We start from the raw sequence: 18,531 nt of genomic DNA, 5'->3' as shown, positions 1-18,531 counted from the left end.
ATTATTTTTCCTTTTTAATTTTAGCTAACAAATAGGTTAAACCAAACGGTACAACAAGGACAATGGCCATTCCGATAAAGAATGAAGGCCAGAATTGTGAATCAATTGATAAGAAGCCCGGTAATCCGCCAACTCCAATCGAAAATGCCTTCACTCCATTAATGGAGATAAATAAACCTGCGATAGCAGAACCAATTAGTGCTGCGATGAATGGATAACGATAACGCAAATTCACACCGAACATGGCTGGTTCTGTAACACCCAGCCAAGCTGAAATACTTGATGTTAACGCTAAGCCCTTTTGTTTCTCTTCTTTTAAAATAAGCATCATTGCAAATGCAGCAGAGCCTTGTGCAATATTTGAAAGAGCAAGCATTGGCCAGAGGAATGTTCCTCCTGCATTTGCTAATTGAATATCAACAGCTAGGAAAGTATGATGCATACCTGTTACAACTAATAAAGCATATAATCCGCCATAGATAAGACCGCCAAGTGCAGCAAAGTTTTCAAAGATCGCAATAACTCCATCTGTTAATACATTTCCTATTGCGAATGTCACAGGTCCGATCACAATGAATGAAGCAAAACCTGTGATTAATAGTGTTAATGGAGGAACAATTAATAGCTGAATCCCATCAGGAACATGTTTTCTTAAAAAGATTTCCAATTTAGCTAGTAAGAATGAGGCAACCAAAATCGGTAAAACCTGGCCTTGATAGCCGATTTTTTCCACTTCTAATCCAAATAGGTTCCATGTAGGTATTTCTTCAGCAGAACCATATCCCCAAGCATTTAATAGATCTGGATGTACTAACATTAAACCGAGCACAATTCCGAGTAAAGGACTTCCGCCGAAACGATTAACAGCTGACCAACCTATGAGTCCTGGTAAAAAGGTAAAGGCTGTATTAGCAATTAAGTTAATAATGTTAGCCAGGTCTGCCCATTGTGGATAAACATCCACTAGTGATTGTTCATCAAAGAAAATGCCTGGTCCTGTTAAGATATTATTAATTCCCATTAATAACCCGGCGGTTACAATAGCCGGGAGAATCGGTATAAAGATATCAGCCAATGTTTTTATGGCGCGTTGAAGTGGATTTAAATTCTTCTCAGAAGCTTTCTTAACATCGTCCTTTGATGCCTCTCCTACTCCTGTTTGCTGAACAAGCTCTTTGTAAACCTTATCTACAGTTCCTTGACCGATGACAACCTGAAACTGTCCATTTGTTGAAAAAGACCCTTTTACTAATGAAATGTCTTCAAGTGCTTCTTTATTTACTTTTTCTTCATCAACCAAAGCAAAGCGTAAACGTGTTACACAATGTGTGGCTGCGGAAATATTATCTTTTCCACCAATGGCATCAATGATTTGACTTACTTGTTTTTGATCGACACTCATGGTTTTCCCTCCCGTATAGTATCCTTTTCTTTGTTATATAGCGTTTTCATTTAGGAACTATCTTTTGAAATCTGTATATACAACTATGGTATTATCATAAACTTGTATATACATGTTGTCAATAAAAATTAAATCGGTTTCATTTTTAGTAAACATTTTATTCATTGTTTCATTGAATTACTGATACATAACATGGTAAAACTGAAAGGAGTTTTGAGTGAGCAGAAAGGAATATAAAAAATGACTTATGAAAGAATAATTGACCAATATATCACAACAAATGATCGGTTTCTACAAGAGTTTATTGCCCAAACTCTTCACGACTATCCGAATAAAAAACGCGAATGGACGAGGATTTTACTCCAAGAAGCTATAGATAATCCTGAGAAAGCATCACTTCTCTTATATGTAAAGATGGATCCCGAGGATGAAGAGACATCGAATGTAGTAGAAAAGGGACTAGGCCAGGTACATGATAGTATTCGTCATTTTTTTGCCCAATTATTACTGGACTTTACCCCTGATATCATCTTGAGAAACCAGCATTTATTATCAGGTATATTTCAAGAACAAGACTGGGATCTTTATAGAGTGCTTGTAGATGGCTCGGAAGATGAAGTGTGGAGGGAGTACATAAATATCCTGACCAGACTTGAAAGTGAAAGCAACTTTGATATGAATACATATCTTTTAGCGAAAAAAATTGCATCTACCCTGGTGAAAAGGAAATACATATCGAAGAATCAAGTAATGATGATGTTTGAAGCGAATAGAAATGAAGAATGGTTTCAATATGACGGATATTTGGCCGTCTATATGATGGGGCTAATGGAGATGAAGGAAGCCACAGTTCAACTCGCCTCTCTTTTAACAAGAGACGATGATATGCTGTTGGAGGAAATATCCGAAGCACTTATCACATTCCAAACAGATGAAGTTGTTGAAGCTATGAAGGTTTACCTAAGTGATGAGGAAGCCAATATCTTTGCCACTTCAATTATCGAAAATATAAAATCAGAACATGCAGTAAATGAATTACGAAAAGCTTATCATCAGGTTGAAGAAAACTTACAGGGAACAATTTTCGAAGCATTAGTCCATCAACTATCACCATTAGCAGAACCCGAAATACATGATTATTTAAATAAAATAGAATCATCATCTTTCATTGACATCGACCTTCTGGCATACAGTTACTTCAAAATTCTCGGAATTGATCATCCAAAATTAGAGATGTGGGAAGATGCTTTACATAAGAGGTGAACAAAAGGGAATTCCCTAAAGCGAGAATTGGCTTTTAAGGGATATAAGGTTAGGGTTATTATTGAAGTTTTCAAAAAGTATGTTGTTTTCTAATGTTTATTAAACCTATAGTGAAATGGAGCGGAAGACACGTGACTCCCGCGGGAAGTAGAGGAAAGGCTGAGACCCCACAGGCGAAGCAGAGGAGGCTCAGCTTCCTCCCCGGCGAGTCTTGTGTCGGGAGCGTAATGGAACGAACTTGTTTCCCTGTATTAGGAGGCAGCATCATATTGGAAACATCCCTACTGAATAACCTCAATATGCTTAAAATCCTTCACCTGAAACAGCCCTAAATCTGTTAATTTAAGTTCCGGAATAACGGGTAAAGCCAAAAATGACATGGTCAAAAAAGGATTAAAATTTCCAGAAAACCCAATTTCAAACAAGGCTTTGTCTATTTCCTTCAGACTTTCATTAATTTGAATAAAAGGAGCAGTCGTCATTAAACCTGAAATTTCAAGTGGCAATGATGCAATCACCTCATCATCCTTCACCACAACTAAGCCGCCTCCCATTGCTTTTAAAACGTCTATTGCCTTTAGAAGATCTTGATCATTTGTCCCGATTGCGATGATGTTATGAGAGTCATGGGCAACAGTTGAAGCAATGGCTCCAGACGTTAAGCCGAACCCTTTTACAATACCTAACCCGATATTTCCTGTAGAGGAATGTCGTTCAATCACAGTCATTTTAAGCTGATCCGTTGTAATCGAGGGTTGGAAATGGCCATTCTCAGAATCAACTTTTTCCACTACATGCTTTGTGATAATTTTATTAGGGATGATTTCAATAATATTGGCTGATGCATCTTTTGGACAAGGTATTTGGATATCTTCAAGGCCTATTTCGTTAATATGGATCGTATCTAATAAGGAGGAAGGTATCATATCTGTTTTATAAGAAGAATGTACACAATGACCTTCTTCTGCAATGAGTTCTCCTTTAATGAATACTTGGTTAACTTTAACGGTATGCAGATCATCTAAAAAGATAAGATCGGCATCATATCCGGGAGCAATAGCACCTTTTGTTGTTAATCCAAAACACTCGGCTGCATGAAGTGTCGCCATTTGGTAGGCAGTGATCGGATCAATTCCATTTTCAATAGATAGGGAAATGTTATAATCAATGCTTCCTTCTGCAATCAAGTCATCTAAGTGTTTATCATCTGTAACAAATAGACAGCGTCTTGCATTTCGTTCTGTGATAACCGGCAAAAGGGCTTTTACATCTCTGGCTGCGGAACCCTCCCTCAGCATCACATACATCCCTCTTTTTAACCTTTCATGTGCTTCCTCGGGAGTGACACATTCATGATCTGTTTTAATACCTGCAGCTGCATATACATTTAAAGCATCTCCAGTAATTCCGGCAGCATGACCATCAATTTTTTTCCCAAGTTGATGAGCGTCAGAGAGCTTTTCCATCATCATTTGTTCTTGATGAAAGACGGATGGAAAATCCATTACTTCTGCAAGACCAAGTACAGTGTCTTCCTGATAAAATTCCCTTAGATCATTCGCTGATAATGTAGCTCCTGCGTTTTCAAATGGTGTTGCAGGAACACAGGATGGCAGCATAAAGAATATGTTTAGAGGAAGGTTTTTAGCGGAATCAATCATAAATTGAATGCCTGTCTTACCACTTACATTTGCAATTTCATGCGGGTCGGCAATGACTGTAGTAACACCGTTTGGAACGACAACCTGTGAAAACTGCTGTGGAGTGACCATGGCGGATTCTATGTGTACATGTCCGTCGATAAATCCGGGAGAAATATATTTCCCATTTGCATCAATGGTTTTTTTACCCTCATATTGACCAATTCCGATGATGATTCCATCTTGAATCGCAATGTTCTCTTCGATAATTTCACCATTAAATACGTCAATGAATTTTCCGTTTTTTATCACGATATCAGCTTTTACCTTCTTTGCTGATGCAGCTAGTTTTCTAGTTAAAGAATGATTCATTAGGAAAAAGCTCCTTTCCTTTGCCGGTAGTATAGTTCCCAAAATGATTTTATTTAAATGACTGTAATAAAAAACCGCAAGAAAAAGATACTTTCTCTTTGCGGAAGTCATCCAGATTTTTATATTTTCTTATAGATTAGCATACATTTTAAAACGTGTAACATATCATGTCAACATATATTACATGGTGTTTTTGACATGTTTGCGAAAGAAAGGTATCTATGATTTTCTAAATGGGTCAAAATGGAGTTGCTCCTCTGTGTTTATCAGTAAAGTATTTTGTAGGGCTGTCTTTTTATCTTGAAGAAGCCCAAGGTTATTTTGTGTTTCGACAATAGTTCCATGTTCTAGTGACTGATAGCTAATTTCCTCTTCCCAGTATGTGACGGTGTTATCGTGATTTGAGTTTTCCAACTCAGTCCATGCTCCATCTTTTTTGCCAAACCTTTTCGGAATCGGTTCATTTCTGCGTAAAGTGTTAAGCCGCACAATCAGTTTTATCATGCTGCCTGTTAACCAATCAAAACTTATATTTTTCATCGGACTGCTTGTTACTTGGTAAATGGAAAGCTCTTCACCATTCAGGCTGACATTTGCCTTTACAGCTGAGGCGTAATGAACATCACCTGATAAAATGATGCATTTTCTCAATTGATGTTTTGATAAAAAGTGAAGGAAAGAATAGAATCCGGTTAAATTGTATTTCCACGCCTCAAAATCTAATTGATACTGAACGGAAGCACCAAAGTATTGAAAAGGATACACTTGCTTTTTTAAAAAAGATTCAATTACATCTACTCCATATAGAGGTGTAGGTGATGCTATGCGAAGGATATTCCCTTTTTTCCATTTGGAATCTTTAAGCAATTGATCTAGTAATGTCCATCCCTTTTGTCCTATTAAGATTGGTGTCTTCACAGTCTCGTTTATGAGATGCAGTAGTTTTACTTTTGCTTTCGAAGAATCATATTCTCGAAGTGTACGAGTATCTAAGCAAAGAGTGAGAGGTGTTGTCGGTGCGATAAAATGCCATGAGTCAAAAGATAATAGTGTATCCTGCCACTTTTGATAGGGTTGGGATCCAATCGGATATGTTTTCACATATTGTTGCATGGTTTCGATAAAATCATCATGAAAGGTATCTGGTTGATTTCCCCAACCTTGAAATGCCCAAAACGCTGTTAAGCCATTGCAAATGATATGTTTACCAAGAGACGTTCCGTATACATCTTTGTTCCATTCGGATGAGATGTTCCAATCGTCTGTTATATCGTGATCATCAAAGATCATATAGGTCGGGATATTGGCTAGCACTCTTCTTACTTTTGATGTGTTTCGGCGAAAATCGTGAAGCTCTTCCAATTGTTCATCGTATCTTTCTGGAAGCTGTTCTTTATCATGATTTGGATGAAATAAATTCCAAAGAACAGGGCTCCAGCTTAGCAGGTACATCGCTGCATACTCACCGAAGGAAATCAGATGGTTGTGTGCATGTGAGGATGTAAAGTTACATAATGTGTCAATGATCTCCTGTCTGCCTTGAATTTTGTATAAGTAATGTAAATATTGCTGAAGTTTAGGTTCAACTAAAGTAAGATCTTCATTTTCACCAATTATTTCGTGTGTGATTAATTGGAGATAAGGGACAAGTGGGTCTGCAATATCATCTGCATATATTTGATCTCCAAGCATAAAAAGAGAGCATGGTCGTAAATTAAGATCAAACCGATGTTGCTGGAGAGTTTGATCAGCACTCGGTAAGGCATCTTGTCCTTTTCCGTGTGCTTTGCGACAGGAACCATATAGAACAGGCGACTCTTTATTTGTGCTAATATAAAACGTTGGATAGTCTAATCCTTCATAAACAAGTGAATCTGGATGGTTTGCGGTTAATAAGTGAAAGCTGTCGAGATCATACATTTGAGCGCCATTTTCTAAATAAAGGTTATAGCCCAGTAGTTCTTCGACAGGGAAATTTTTTTTAGTTGGATATATGTTAATTAAATGGACAAACAATTTTTTTCCTAAGTTTATCGTTTTTGTTTTTGATTGGACTGGGAAAGACTCATAATTTAAGCTCTTTTGTGATTTTTGAATGGTCAATACCTCTGCTGTAATTGATACATGTTCACTAGTTGCCAACCAAATTGTCACTTGATTATTGTCTACTCGACGAAGGATAGGACCGGATAAAATCATAGGTATTTGCATTGGTCCAGTCACCACCTTGAAAAATAGGTATTTATCCTACGTTATTCATAGTTAAGGATTTTTGTGAGGACGATAACAAGTTGTTTATGTTGAAAGATTTGCTTAAAAATGAATTCTTCATTAAACTCTAACTAGATATTTTACAATGGGATGGTGGAGCTGGTGACGAATAACCAAAACCAAACCTTTGATGTGATCGAGGTGTGTTTGCTGGCGGGTAAGATTATGCTTAGGAGTGGTGCAGAAACATATCGGGTGGAAGATACAATGATGAGAATTGCCGCAGCTTTTGGAATTGCAGATTCCCATAGCTATGTCACACCAACAGGAATTATTTTTTCTGTTAGCAGTAAAACACCCACACAGCTAGTCAGAATTGTGGATCGTTCAACAGATTTACAAAAAGTTGCAAAGGTTAATGGAGTCTCAAGGCAAATTAGTAATGGAGAACTCTCTGTAGAAGAGGCGTATCATCAGTTAAAAGTAATTGAGCTTGATGCACATGCTTATCCAATTTGGGTGCAAATTGCCGCTGCTTCTATTGCGAGCGGATGCTTTCTTATTATGTTTCAAGGAACTTGGTCGGACTTCTTACCGGCTGTTGTGGCTGGAGGGATTGGATTTTCAAGCTTGATTTATATTCATCAACTTGTTGAAATAAAATTTTTTGCGGAATTTCTGGCTTCATTACTAATCGGACTATTATCAGTCTTTTTTGTGGTCCTTAATATAGGAACAGAACTTGATAAGATTATCATTGGTTCCGTGATGCCATTAGTACCGGGTCTATTAATTACAAATGCTGTTAGAGATTTAATGGCAGGCCATTTAGTGTCAGGTATATCAAAAGGTGCAGAGGCGTTTTTAACGGCATTTGCGATAGGAGCAGGTGTTGCGGTTGTCTTTTCGTTTTATTAAGAAGTCTCAAATGAGCCGCTTCCGTATGTTTAAGGGGGTTTTTGTTTGATTGAACAGGTGTTCACAAGCTTTGTCGCATCAGCTGCATTTGGGATTATTTTTAATGCTCCTGTAAAAGCTCTATTGCGGGCGGGGCTTGTCGGTATGATTGGTTGGATGATTTATATCGGCCTGTATGACTATTCGAATGATAGCGTGGTTTCTACGTTGATTGCCTCATTTTTCATTGCCATTATTAGTCAATTTTACGCGAAGAGGCATAAGACACCTGTTATCATTTTTAATGTTTCAGGAATCATTCCATTAGTACCGGGTGGTTTAGCATATGATGCGATGCGGCAGGTTGTAGAAAATCATTATAATGAAGCAATAGCACTTGCTGCCAAAGCCTTTATGATTTCAGGCTCAATTGCCATCGGATTGGTTTTATCAGAAGTGATGAATCAAATCATACGTAAGGTGAAAAATAGAGGAAATAAACAATCTATCAGATCATGAAGAATAAATTTGATCTTAAATAATTGGTAAGTCTAATGTATAATGTTTTAATTATGAATAGTGAGGTATTTTAAAAAATGAATGCATTTATAAAAAATCAAATACAACAATTTCAGGATAACAATCAAAATCGCGGACGTTTATTAGTTAGCTGTCCGGATCAACCTGGTATTGTATCTACCATTTCGAAATTCTTATTTTCACATAATGCGAATATTATTGAATCAAGTCAGTATTCGACAAATCCTGAAGGCGGTACATTTTTTATTCGGATTGAGTTTGAATGTCCAAACCTGAAGGAAAAAGCGTCTGAGATGGAAAATCAATTTGGTGACATTGCGAAGGAATTTTCGATGGAATGGAAACTGACTCATGTATACAATATGAAAAAGGTGGCCATTTTTGTCTCGAAAGAGCTACACTGTTTATTAGAGCTAATTTGGGAATGGCAAAGCGGCGATTTAATGGCAGACATTGCCATGGTTATTAGCAATCATGAGGAAGCAAGAGAAGTTGTCGAGCCTTTGAACATTCCATTCTACTATATCCCGGCAAATAAGGATATTCGTGAACAAGTGGAAGAAAAGCAGCTGGAGCTTTTAAAAGAACACAATATTGATTTGATTATTTTAGCTCGCTATATGCAAATTTTAACGCCAAAGTTTGTATCTGCAAACCCAAATAAAATTATCAATATTCACCACTCATTCTTACCTGCGTTTATCGGCGCAAGACCATATGAACGTGCATATGGACGTGGTGTAAAATTAATTGGTGCTACATCCCATTACGTAACAAATGACCTGGACGAAGGCCCGATTATTGAACAAGATATTAGCCGTGTCGATCACCGTGACAATGTTGACAGCTTAAAGAAAATCGGACGATCTGTTGAACGAAGTGTACTGGCAAGAGCTGTTAAATGGCATTTAGAGGATCGAATTCTTGTTCATGAAAATAAAACAATTGTCTTTTAAATGAGAGGGGTTCGAATTTTTTCGAACCTCTTTTTTGAATGAAGTAAGGGGAAAAGTGGACTTTGCAAAAAAGCAGGCCAACCTTGCAAGAATAATTAAAGATTTGCAAAATAATCGTAGAATCTGCAAAAAAATGTCCAACTCTGCAAAATTCGCAGTTTTTTTGCAAAATTACGCTTAAAGAACCTCTCAAAAGTTAATATCCAACGGTTTCGAACCTAGCATATTAACTAGCTGCCAATTTAGATAACGAACTTTTCAAAAAAGTGATACAATATGAGCAATAAAGTGTAAGCGGAGGTACGTTATGAAGCGACTAAATGGCAAAACAATAGCCCTTGCAGGTCAGCGTAAATCTGAAGAGTTAAGTAAATTAGTAGAAAACTTAGGTGGGCAAGCGTTAATTCGTCCGGCACAGGGAACTGTTTTTTTAGACGATACAAATGTAGAAAAAGAAATTCATGCCCTCATTGAAGGTAACTTTGATTGGCTCATCTTTACAACAGGACTTGGAACAGACAAGCTTTATCAAACAGCTGCAAACATGGAATTAGGTGAACAATTCCTCCAAGCATTATCAAATGCAAAAATTGCGGCAAGAGGCTATAAGACTGTTAATGTTCTTAAAAAGCTTGGGTTAACACCAGATGTAAGAGATGATGATGGAAGTACGGCTGGTTTGGTGAGAGAATTACGTGGACATTCATTAAAAGGCTGCCGGGTGGCTCTGCAGCTTCATGGTGATCCAGCACCCCTTTTAATTGAATTTCTTGAAGAACAGCAAGCAGAATATCGGGAAATCCTTCCTTATAAGCACATCCCGCCGAAGCCTGAAGTGATGGAACAGCTTGTTCGTGAAATTCTAGCTGGAAAAATAGACGCAGTGAATTTCACAAGTACACCGCAGGCCAGATTTTTAATGTCATATGCAAAAGAACATGGACTGGAAAAGGAACTCTTAGAGGCGTTTTCTACAAATGTAATGGCTGTTTCCGTTGGAAAAGTAACAGCACAGGCATTAAGAGAAGTTGGAATTACAAGAATGGTTGTTCCAGAGGAAGAACGTATGGGAAGTGCCATCATTGCTTTGGTCAATTATTATAAAGGGCTGGAAGAGAACACAAACTAATAAATGCCTGACATCCTAAAAGGATGTCAGGCATTTTATTGTTTAAGACCGACTAACAAAGAACGGCAAAGATTCAACTCCAAGTAAGCGAGCATATGTGAATAGCTGACCTTTATGGTGAATTTCGTGGTCTTTTCCGCTTTCAAGCAGTACTAAGCCAGGCATCTTCATACCGGCAAATTCAACAATTGCAGCCAGTTGATCTTCGGTTAATAATTCCAGCTTAGATTTTGTCTGATTTGTTTGATTTTCTACTAATGCTTTTAGTTCGCTTATTGTTTCGATTTTTGATGGCCCTGTTGGAGGCGTGAACTCTCCATTTTTCACAGTATCAGCAAACATTTCCATAGCACCTGAAATATGTAAGACAAGCCCTGAAAGTGACATAGCTTCTTCCCATGGTTTATAGCTAAGATGTTGATCTTCAAATGTATCAAGTAGTTCATGTAGTACTTTGCGGTGTCTCATCCAGCCTGAAACTAACTCATTGATTCTTGCCATGCGTACCATCTCCCTAAAAAAGTTCAATTCAACACAATTATATCCCAAAGTTAAGAAAATAACTTTAATTATGCTTCATTGTATGTCCCGCCACATCTATATCCAAAAACGAATTTAGTATTATTATTTCAGAAAAAGATCTTGCATTATTTTCATTTTTCTTTAAAATAAGAAATAATTTAATTTTTCGACAAATTTAGATAAAATGCTCTTCCTTTTAAAAGGAAGGGCATTTTTGTGTAAAATACGAACATTTTTAACAAAAAATATAAAAATGTTTGTATTTAATGTTTATTTAACTGATAAGTTAGTGTATATTTGTCAGTAGATGAAAAAAACACGAAAATAGAGGTGGGTCTTACGTGAAAAAGTTATTTATGTTTATTGCATTATTCACATTCCTGCTTGCTGGTTGTGGAGCAAATGAAACATCAAATTCAGCAGGCGATCAAAAAGAAGAAAAAGCAAAGAAAATTGCCCTTGTTTTACCGGAAAAAATCGGGGTGAACCCTTTCTTCCAGCAAATGGACGATGGCGCTAAGGATGCTGCTGAGGAATTTGGTTTTGAGCTTAAAACAATTGAATCAACAGACCATTCTGCAATCGAAGAAAACTTACGTGTAGCTGTTGCAGAAGGCTATGACTTAATTATTACGTCTTCTTTTGAATCAGAGGATGCGTTAAAGAAAGTGGCAGGAGAAAATCCTGATCAACAATTTGCGATAATTGATACAACCGTTGATTTACCAAATGTACGTAGCGTAAATTTTAGAGAACATGAAGCAGCTTACCTTTTAGGTGCAGCGGCTGGTCTATCAACAAAAACAAATACAGTTGGTATGGTAGCAGCAATGGATATTCCCCTATTAAAAAAATGGACAGTTGCCTTTGAAGAGGGCCTAAAAGCAACAAATCCTGATGCGGAATATATTGTGAACTATGTAGGAAGCTTTGATGACCCTGCAAAAGCAAAAGAGCTTGCTTTATTACAAGCATCAAAAGGTGCAGATTTTATCGCTGGTGCGGCAGCTGTTGGCGACCTTGGTGTATTTGAAGCTGCAGAAGAAAAAGGGTTCTATACTGCTGGACAAGATATTGACCGTACAGAGCTGGACCCGGAGCACATCGTTCTTTCTCAGTTAAAAGGAACAGATGCAGTAGCTTACGAAACAATCAAGGCTTTTTCTGAAGGTACGTATGAGCCGGGTGTTGTTGCTTACGGTTTAAAAGAAGAAGGTGTTGGTTTAACATATGTTACACATGAGAGTGAAACACCATTAAGTGACTTTGTCGGACAAGAAGTCATTGATCAAGTAACAGCATTAAAAGAAGATATTGTCAGTGGGAAGCTGGAAGTTAAAAATCCTTTAGAGAACTAAATAGAATAGACCATCCGAAACCGACTACAAACTTTTGCAGTCGGTTTCCCAATGCTTATCGGAGGGAGGCTTTAAAAATGGCAACGCGGTTAGAAATGAAAAATATGACGAAGATGTACGGAAGCTTTATTGCTAATGATTCAATTTCACTTTCGCTTAAAGCTGGGGAGGTCCATGCAGTAGTTGGTGAAAATGGTGCTGGAAAAACAACTCTAATGAGAATGCTGTACGGAATGGAGCAGCCAACCTCAGGTGAAATTTTAATAGATGGCAAGCGTGTGACTTTTGCCAATCCGAAAGATGCAATCAAAAATCGAATTGGTATGGTGCATCAGCATTTTATGTTGTTTCCTGATTTTACTGCAGCTGAAAATATTGTGATTGGTCATGAACCAAAGCAGGCAGGATTTTTTAATCGGAAAAAAGCAACCGAGTTGGTACAAGAACTAGTAGAAACATATCAGATTCCAGTTAGGCCGAACGCGAAAACAGCTAATTGCTCGATTGGAGAGCAGCAGCGGATTGAAATCTTAAAAGTTCTGTATCAGGGTGCTGATATCATTATTTTAGATGAGCCTTCTGCCGTGCTAACTCCTATTGAAGTCAAAGGTCTGTTAAAAACAATTCGCCAGCTGGCTGATCAAGGAAAGAGTATTATCCTTATCACACATAAGCTTCGTGAAGTAATGGAAGTTGCCGATTCTATAACCGTTCTTCGCAACGGAAAAGTCACAGGGAATGTGACAAAAGAACAAACATCTGTTGATGAGCTGGCAAAGTTAATGGTAGGACGTGAGCTCCATGATTTAACTGAACGTGTGCAAATGAATGGGGAAGCAATTCTTGAAATGAAAAATGTCACGGTACAGGAAAAGGACAACAAGCCTTTATTAGATGATATATCTCTGACTGTGAATCGCGGAGAAATTGTTGGAATTGCCGGTGTTTCAGGAAATGGCCAATCAGAGCTTCTTCAAGTTATATCCGGATTACGATCAGTGAAAAAGGGGTCCATTCATTTAGACGGAAAGGATATGACAAACCAATCGGTTCTTTCAATTCGCGATGCAGGGTTGTCCCATATTCCGGAGGACCGTTATTTATGGGGAGCAGCGAAACAAGCGACTGTTGAAGAAACAGGTCTGATGGGCTATCACAAAAAAACTAAATATCGATCTTATTCCTTTTTAAGAAAGGCTCCATTCCGAAAGCTGGTTAACAGCTGGATTGAGAAGTTTGAAATCAAAGCAGGCTCGCTTGAGGAAAAGGCAGGAAATTTATCAGGCGGTAATCTGCAAAAGCTTATCGTTGCAAGAGAGCTTGGTCAGGAAACACCAATTTTAATTGCAGCAGAACCAACTCGTGGAGTGGATATTGGTGCGATGGAGTATATTCATGAAGCACTTATTGAAAAGCGAAATAAAGGAGAAGCTGTTCTGCTCGTCTCTTCAGAATTAAGTGAAATCATGGCATTATCTGATCGCATTCTCGTCATGTATGAAGGAGAAATTGCCGGGGAAATGGATCGTCAGAACGCAACAGAAGAAGCAATCAGTGTTTTAATGGCAGGAGGGAATCATCATGAAAGTAAAAACTAGTCTCATACCATTACTTCGCCCGTTACTTCAGCCGTTCATTGCCATTCTTATCGGGTTGATAACAGGAGCCATTGCCATCAGCATTGCTGGTGAGCCTGTACTTGCTTCATATAAAGAGATGTGGAACGGTGCTTTTGGTAACTTTTATTTCCTTACATCAACATTGGCAAGAGCAACTCCGATTATGTTGATTGGATTAGGTGTGGCCCTGGCGTTCCGTGCAGGGGTATTTAATCTAGGTGCTGAGGGACAAATGGTACTGGGGGCTGTCAGTGCCGCCCTTGCAGGTGTCTATTTGCCTGGTAGTGGAATTGGAAAAATGATTCTTGTTTTACTTGTTGGAATTATTGCTGGCGGACTATGGTCATTGTTTGCAGGCTGGCTAGAAGCTAAATTTAAAGTTCAACTATTAATTTCTACCTTGCTTTTAAACTATATAGCTGTGTTATTTGCAAGCTACTTAGTTTCAGACCCATTCCAAGATAAAACAGGTTCAGCGGCACTTGCACAAACGGCCATGCTTGATCAAAGTGTTAGGCTGCCAAAGTTGTTTCAAGGGATGAGTGTTCATTGGGGCTTTGTTATTGCGGTTGCAGCTGCTCTTATCATGTATATCATTTTTAGGACAACTTCAGCAGGATATGAAGTGAAAATGCTTGGATTCAACCCATTTTTCGCTTCATACGGCGGTGTGAACAAAATCAAGGTGATGCTGACGAGTATGTTTATCAGTGGAGCATTATCAGGTCTTGCCGGTACGGTAGAGGTATTGGGAACACAATACCGCTTTGTTGATGGTGCACTAACAGGACCTGGATTAGCGTGGACAGGTTTAATGGCAACACTTCTGGCAAACTCTCATCCTATTGGTACGGCGGTTACCTCGATCTTTTTGGCTGCACTTGAAACAGGGGCAATGGGACTGGAGAGAAATACACAGGTTCCTCTTGAGGTTTCCAGTATTATTCAATCTGTTTTAATCTTATTTATATCTGCAAAAATCACGTTGAAGTGGTGGAAACGAAAATCGAAAGCGGGTGGCTCAAATGGAACTATTTGATTTAACACTATTAAGCTCGACCATTCGCATGGTAACACCCATTCTCCTTGCTGCATTAGGTGGAGCATTATGTGCACGTGTAGGATTATTCAATGTTGGGCTGGAAGGGTTAATCTTAATCGGTGCCTTCTCGGCTATCGTAGGAAATCATGTAACAGGTAGTGTGTTTCTGGCTGTCGTATTCGCAGCGTTCATGTCATTGTTGTTTTCAATGCTATTTGCTTTTATGACGATCAATCTGAAAGCAAATGATATCGTTGTCGGTGTAGCTATAAACTTCTTAGCCCTTGGTTTAACCACCTTTGCTCTTCGGACAATATTCGATGTGAAAGGTGCTTATTATGATAAAAACATGCAGGGACTTCCAAAATGGGATATCCCGGTTATTGAGGATATTCCAGTCATCGGTTCCTTATTTTCAGGACATTCTCCACTTGTCTATTTATCATTTTTAATTGCCATTTTGTTATATATTTTCTTATATAGATCGGTAACGGGTTTTCGGGTATTATCTGTTGGAATAAACCCTGTGGCAGCGAGGAGTTTAGGGCTAAAAGTAGGATCACTTCAATATATGGCTATCGCTTTGTCCGGTATTTTATGCGGACTTGCAGGTGCACAGCTGTCACTAGGGCAAGTGACAATGTTTACTGAAGGTATGACAGCAGGGCGCGGATTTATCGCACTTGTAGCGACAATGCTAGGTCAATCACACCCAATTGGGATTATTGGCTCCAGTTTATTATTCGGATTCATGGATGCGATGAGCATAAGACTTCAAGGATTTTCTTTACCAACCCAATTTACACAAATGCTTCCGTATGCCATCACAATCATTGCTATGTTCCTATTAAGAGATCGTGGAATGGGATCACAACAAGGTAACCAACAGAGCGGAAGATAGATAGAAAGGAAGGGAAACATGAAAAAAGCAGATCGAATTAAACGTATGAAAGTACCGGCAGTTGACCCAAAACTAGCGAAGCGTCTCCCACCTGGTCAGGTGCTAACCGAGCGTTTTCCAATACTGCACGAGGGAGAAGTCCCCACCTATGACATGGCTAAATGGACACTTCGAATCTTTGGAGCTGTTAATAAAGAAGTGACTCTTTCGTATGACGATATCATGAAGATGAAACAATCATCGGTTACAAGTGATATCCACTGTGTGACAAGATGGTCCCGTTTTGATAACACATTTACAGGTGTGAAATTTCAAGATTTCATGAAGGAGTTAGGTCTTGAAGCAAAAGGGAAATATGTCATGCTGCATGCAGATCAAGATTATACGGCTAACTTAGCTTTATCAGATCTTGACCGGGATGACGTCCTGCTTGCCCATTCGTTTGAAAATGAGCCGTTAACGGATAAACATGGTTGGCCATTGCGCCTTGTTGTTCCACATCTTTATTTCTGGAAAAGTGTGAAGTGGATTAGAGGAATTGAATTTATCGATGAAAATCAACCCGGATTCTGGGAACAAAATGGCTTTCATATAAACGGAGACCCGTTCAAAGAAGAGAGATTTTCCGGTGAAGATTTACCGATTCCGGAGGATGAATGGGAGAGAAAAGATTATGACTGATATGCTTCCTAATTTAAAAATAAATCCTGAGGAATTACCGAAAAGAATCATCGTTTGTGGTGATCCTGGCCGTGCGGAACAAATGGCTGGTTTACTAGATAATGGACAGCCTCTTGCAAAAAATCGCGAATATCACAGTTATAGAGGCAGCTGGAATGGTGTTGAAGTGGCGATTGTGAGTCATGGTGTTGGTTCACCGGGAGCAGCAGTTTGTTTTGAAGAATTAATAAAAGGTGGAGCGGAGGTTCTCATTCGTGTTGGAACAGCCGGATCTTACCAAAAAGACATTCAGCCGGGACATCTAGTGATCAGCACAGCAGCAGTCAGAATGGATGGCTTAACACGCCAGCTTGTGCCTGAGGGGTTCCCTGCGATTGCGAATCGTCAGATCGTGGATAAATTGGTTCAGGCAGCATCAATTCGACAACAAAACGCTCATGAAGGAATCACATTAACATTGGATGTGTTTTACTCAGGGGTTGTTCCTTTTTCACATGAACTATACAAACAGGCCGGTGTATTAGCGGTAGAAATGGAAAATTCAGCATTATTTACAATCGGAGCTATACGTGGAGTAAAAACGGGGGCGATCTTAGCTATCGATGGATTTGCAGATGCGGATTTGAGTAATGAATATAATCCCCATACTGATGTCGTCACAAAGGCAATTGAGCAGGAAGCACTTGTTGCGTTGGATGCATTGGTGGCAGAGAGTGAGCAACCAATGTGTTCACACTCTTTTTCTTTAATATAAAGCAAATTAATTTTGTTAGCGCTTTATTTGTACTATAATAAAGTTTGTCTAAATTGTATGGAAAACGATTTCTCAAAAGGGATGGTGGAGCAAAATGAAATATCGTCAACTTGGTGATACAGATCTACATATAAGTGAGCTAAGCTTTGGAACATGGGCGATCGGAGGCTCATGGGGAAAATCAGATGATGAAGAAGCACTAAAAGGTCTTGATCGTGCAATGGATGCTGGTGTTAATTTTTTTGATACAGCGGATGTGTATGGAGATGGCCATAGTGAAGAGCTTTTGGCAAAGGCAACAAAGGGAAAAGAAGATGAAATCCATATCGCAACAAAGTTTTGCCGTGCAGGAGATATTTTCAATCCGGAAACTTATTCTGAAAAAGCAGTGACAGAGTACTGTGAAGCAAGTTTGAAAAGACTTCAACGCGACACAATTGATCTATATCAAATTCATTGTCCTCCAATGGAAATTCTTAAAAATGGACAAGTTTTTGAAGTGCTCGATAAGCTTCAGCAACAAGGAAAAATCCGCCATTATGGAGTGAGTGTTGAAACAGTGGAAGAAGGTCTATTCTGCTTAGATCAATCTAATGTGAAAGCACTTCAAGTTATTTTTAATATTTTCCGCCAAAAGGCCATTCCTGAATTGCTTCCACAGGCAAAAGCAAAAGGTGTCGGCTTATTGGCACGTGTTCCTTTAGCGAGCGGGCTGCTAACAGGAAAGTTCTCAACAAATGCTACATTTGAAGCTGATGATCACCGCAACTTTAACAAAGATGGTGAGGCATTTAATGTTGGTGAAACATTTGCAGGTGTCGAGTTCTCAAAAGGAGTGGAGCTAAGTCAAAAGCTTAACTGGATCGCTGAAGATCGTGGAAATATGGCACGAGCGGCCCTTCGCTGGATTTTAGATCATGAGGAGATCACAACGGTTATTCCAGGTTTCAAAACAGTGAAACAAGTTGAGGATAACTTACAGGCGACTCAGGTACCTTCTTTTAGTGAAGAGGAACTGAAGAGATTAACTGATTTCTATGCAGAAGAGATCCACCCGAATATACGCGGGGTTTACTAATAATAAGCAAGTTGAGGTTAAAGCATTCGAAACATGTGCTTTAACCTTTTTTTGTGTGAAATTTGTCGAATGATAGATTATTTGAGAAAGTTGATAGATTTTCGGAAAAAGTTGATAGATTCTGAAGCTTGTATCGGTTATTGCCACAAAAAAACTGCCTACCAAC

16 protein-coding genes are annotated in these 18,531 nt (G+C 38.7%); 12 read left to right on the top strand and 4 right to left on the bottom strand.

The features are described 5' to 3' along the window. Position 1: 1 nt before the first annotated feature. Positions 2-1,402, bottom strand: coding sequence for a PTS system trehalose-specific EIIBC component (gene treP, locus BK577_RS06050; RefSeq protein ID WP_078432103.1), 1,401 nt, complete (start codon positions 1,400-1,402; stop codon positions 2-4). 240 nt (positions 1,403-1,642) lie between these two features. On the opposite strand from treP, the gene BK577_RS06045 reads away from it, so the two are divergent. Further along, positions 1,643-2,665 (top strand): HEAT repeat domain-containing protein, encoded by a 1,023-nt coding sequence (locus tag BK577_RS06045; RefSeq protein ID WP_078432102.1) that lies wholly within the window; start codon positions 1,643-1,645, stop codon positions 2,663-2,665. Positions 2,666-2,946: 281 nt separating this feature from the next. On the opposite strand, the gene ade is transcribed toward BK577_RS06045, so the two are convergent. Continuing rightward, the gene (ade, locus tag BK577_RS06040; protein WP_078432101.1) at positions 2,947-4,677 is read right to left on the bottom strand and encodes an adenine deaminase; all 1,731 of its coding nucleotides are present in this window, start codon (positions 4,675-4,677) and stop codon (positions 2,947-2,949) included. A 219-nt stretch (positions 4,678-4,896) separates the two neighbouring features. After that, positions 4,897-6,888 carry an alkaline phosphatase D family protein gene (locus BK577_RS06035; RefSeq protein ID WP_078432100.1) on the bottom strand — a complete coding sequence of 664 codons (1,992 nt, stop codon included), beginning with the start codon at positions 6,886-6,888 and terminating at the stop codon, positions 4,897-4,899. Positions 6,889-7,050: 162 nt separating this feature from the next. Between BK577_RS06035 and BK577_RS06030 the strand changes: the two genes are divergently transcribed. The 4 genes from BK577_RS06030 (at position 7,051) to BK577_RS06015 (ending at position 10,410) form a co-directional block, all read left to right on the top strand. Next, the gene (locus BK577_RS06030; protein ID WP_264142442.1) at positions 7,051-7,806 is read left to right on the top strand and encodes a threonine/serine exporter family protein; all 756 of its coding nucleotides are present in this window, start codon (positions 7,051-7,053) and stop codon (positions 7,804-7,806) included. Between the two features lie 45 nt (positions 7,807-7,851). After that, on the top strand, positions 7,852-8,304 hold the full coding sequence (locus BK577_RS06025) for a threonine/serine exporter family protein (protein WP_078432098.1): 453 nt from the start codon (positions 7,852-7,854) through the stop codon (positions 8,302-8,304). Between the two features lie 77 nt (positions 8,305-8,381). Then, positions 8,382-9,281, top strand: a complete 900-nt coding sequence (purU, locus tag BK577_RS06020) for a formyltetrahydrofolate deformylase (RefSeq protein WP_026562997.1) — start codon at positions 8,382-8,384, stop codon at positions 9,279-9,281. Between the two features lie 307 nt (positions 9,282-9,588). After that, on the top strand, positions 9,589-10,410 hold the full coding sequence (locus tag BK577_RS06015) for a uroporphyrinogen-III synthase (protein ID WP_078432097.1): 822 nt from the start codon (positions 9,589-9,591) through the stop codon (positions 10,408-10,410). Positions 10,411-10,452: 42 nt separating this feature from the next. On the opposite strand, the gene BK577_RS06010 is transcribed toward BK577_RS06015, so the two are convergent. Further along, complete coding sequence (locus BK577_RS06010; protein WP_078432096.1) at positions 10,453-10,911, bottom strand: DinB family protein; 459 nt, start codon at positions 10,909-10,911, stop codon at positions 10,453-10,455. Positions 10,912-11,273: 362 nt separating this feature from the next. Here BK577_RS06010 and BK577_RS06005 point away from each other — a divergent pair, with 362 nt between their 5' ends. From BK577_RS06005 to BK577_RS05975, 7 genes are all read left to right on the top strand, one after another. Beyond that, positions 11,274-12,290, top strand: a complete 1,017-nt coding sequence (locus tag BK577_RS06005; RefSeq protein WP_078432095.1) for a BMP family protein — start codon at positions 11,274-11,276, stop codon at positions 12,288-12,290. 77 nt (positions 12,291-12,367) lie between these two features. Beyond that, positions 12,368-13,888 carry an ABC transporter ATP-binding protein gene (locus tag BK577_RS06000; RefSeq protein WP_078432094.1) on the top strand — a complete coding sequence of 507 codons (1,521 nt, stop codon included), beginning with the start codon at positions 12,368-12,370 and terminating at the stop codon, positions 13,886-13,888. Then, positions 13,872-14,948, top strand: coding sequence for an ABC transporter permease (locus BK577_RS05995; protein WP_078432093.1), 1,077 nt, complete (start codon positions 13,872-13,874; stop codon positions 14,946-14,948). Before BK577_RS06000 ends, BK577_RS05995 begins: the two co-directional genes overlap by 17 nt. Continuing rightward, the gene (locus tag BK577_RS05990; RefSeq protein ID WP_078432092.1) at positions 14,935-15,852 is read left to right on the top strand and encodes an ABC transporter permease; all 918 of its coding nucleotides are present in this window, start codon (positions 14,935-14,937) and stop codon (positions 15,850-15,852) included. The genes BK577_RS05995 and BK577_RS05990 overlap by 14 nt, the downstream gene beginning before the upstream one ends. Positions 15,853-15,870: 18 nt before the next feature. After that, a complete protein-coding gene (locus tag BK577_RS05985; RefSeq protein ID WP_026563004.1) occupies positions 15,871-16,533 on the top strand; it encodes a sulfite oxidase-like oxidoreductase in 663 nt (220 codons plus the stop codon). A gap of 1 nt (position 16,534) precedes the next feature. Beyond that, positions 16,535-17,287, top strand: a complete 753-nt coding sequence (locus BK577_RS05980) for a nucleoside phosphorylase (RefSeq protein WP_078433478.1) — start codon at positions 16,535-16,537, stop codon at positions 17,285-17,287. Positions 17,288-17,381: 94 nt separating this feature from the next. Continuing rightward, a complete protein-coding gene (locus tag BK577_RS05975; RefSeq protein ID WP_078432091.1) occupies positions 17,382-18,365 on the top strand; it encodes an aldo/keto reductase in 984 nt (327 codons plus the stop codon). Positions 18,366-18,531: the final 166 nt, after the last annotated feature.

It is taken from the genome of Metabacillus halosaccharovorans (assembly GCF_002019635.1).
Classification (GTDB): Bacteria; Bacillota; Bacilli; order Bacillales; family Bacillaceae; genus Metabacillus; species Metabacillus halosaccharovorans.
This window is presented reverse-complemented; position numbering and strand designations above follow the sequence as displayed.

Excerpts from the sequence above, each read along its gene's own strand:
- BK577_RS05975 (WP_078432091.1), top strand. The coding sequence starts at position 17,382 with ATGAAATATCGTCAACTTGGTGATACAGATCTACATATAAGTGAGCTA.
- BK577_RS06035 (WP_078432100.1), bottom strand. The coding sequence starts at position 6,888 with ATGCAAATACCTATGATTTTATCCGGTCCTATCCTTCGTCGAGTAGAC.
- BK577_RS06015 (WP_078432097.1), top strand. The coding sequence starts at position 9,589 with ATGAAGCGACTAAATGGCAAAACAATAGCCCTTGCAGGTCAGCGTAAA.
- ade (WP_078432101.1), bottom strand. The coding sequence starts at position 4,677 with ATGAATCATTCTTTAACTAGAAAACTAGCTGCATCAGCAAAGAAGGTA.
- BK577_RS06010 (WP_078432096.1), bottom strand. The coding sequence starts at position 10,911 with ATGGCAAGAATCAATGAGTTAGTTTCAGGCTGGATGAGACACCGCAAA.
- purU (WP_026562997.1), top strand. The coding sequence starts at position 8,382 with ATGAATGCATTTATAAAAAATCAAATACAACAATTTCAGGATAACAAT.
- BK577_RS06045 (WP_078432102.1), top strand. The coding sequence starts at position 1,643 with ATGACTTATGAAAGAATAATTGACCAATATATCACAACAAATGATCGG.
- treP (WP_078432103.1), bottom strand. The coding sequence starts at position 1,402 with ATGAGTGTCGATCAAAAACAAGTAAGTCAAATCATTGATGCCATTGGT.
- BK577_RS05980 (WP_078433478.1), top strand. The coding sequence starts at position 16,535 with ATGCTTCCTAATTTAAAAATAAATCCTGAGGAATTACCGAAAAGAATC.
- BK577_RS05995 (WP_078432093.1), top strand. The coding sequence starts at position 13,872 with ATGAAAGTAAAAACTAGTCTCATACCATTACTTCGCCCGTTACTTCAG.
- BK577_RS06000 (WP_078432094.1), top strand. The coding sequence starts at position 12,368 with ATGGCAACGCGGTTAGAAATGAAAAATATGACGAAGATGTACGGAAGC.
- BK577_RS05985 (WP_026563004.1), top strand. The coding sequence starts at position 15,871 with ATGAAAAAAGCAGATCGAATTAAACGTATGAAAGTACCGGCAGTTGAC.
- BK577_RS05990 (WP_078432092.1), top strand. The coding sequence starts at position 14,935 with ATGGAACTATTTGATTTAACACTATTAAGCTCGACCATTCGCATGGTA.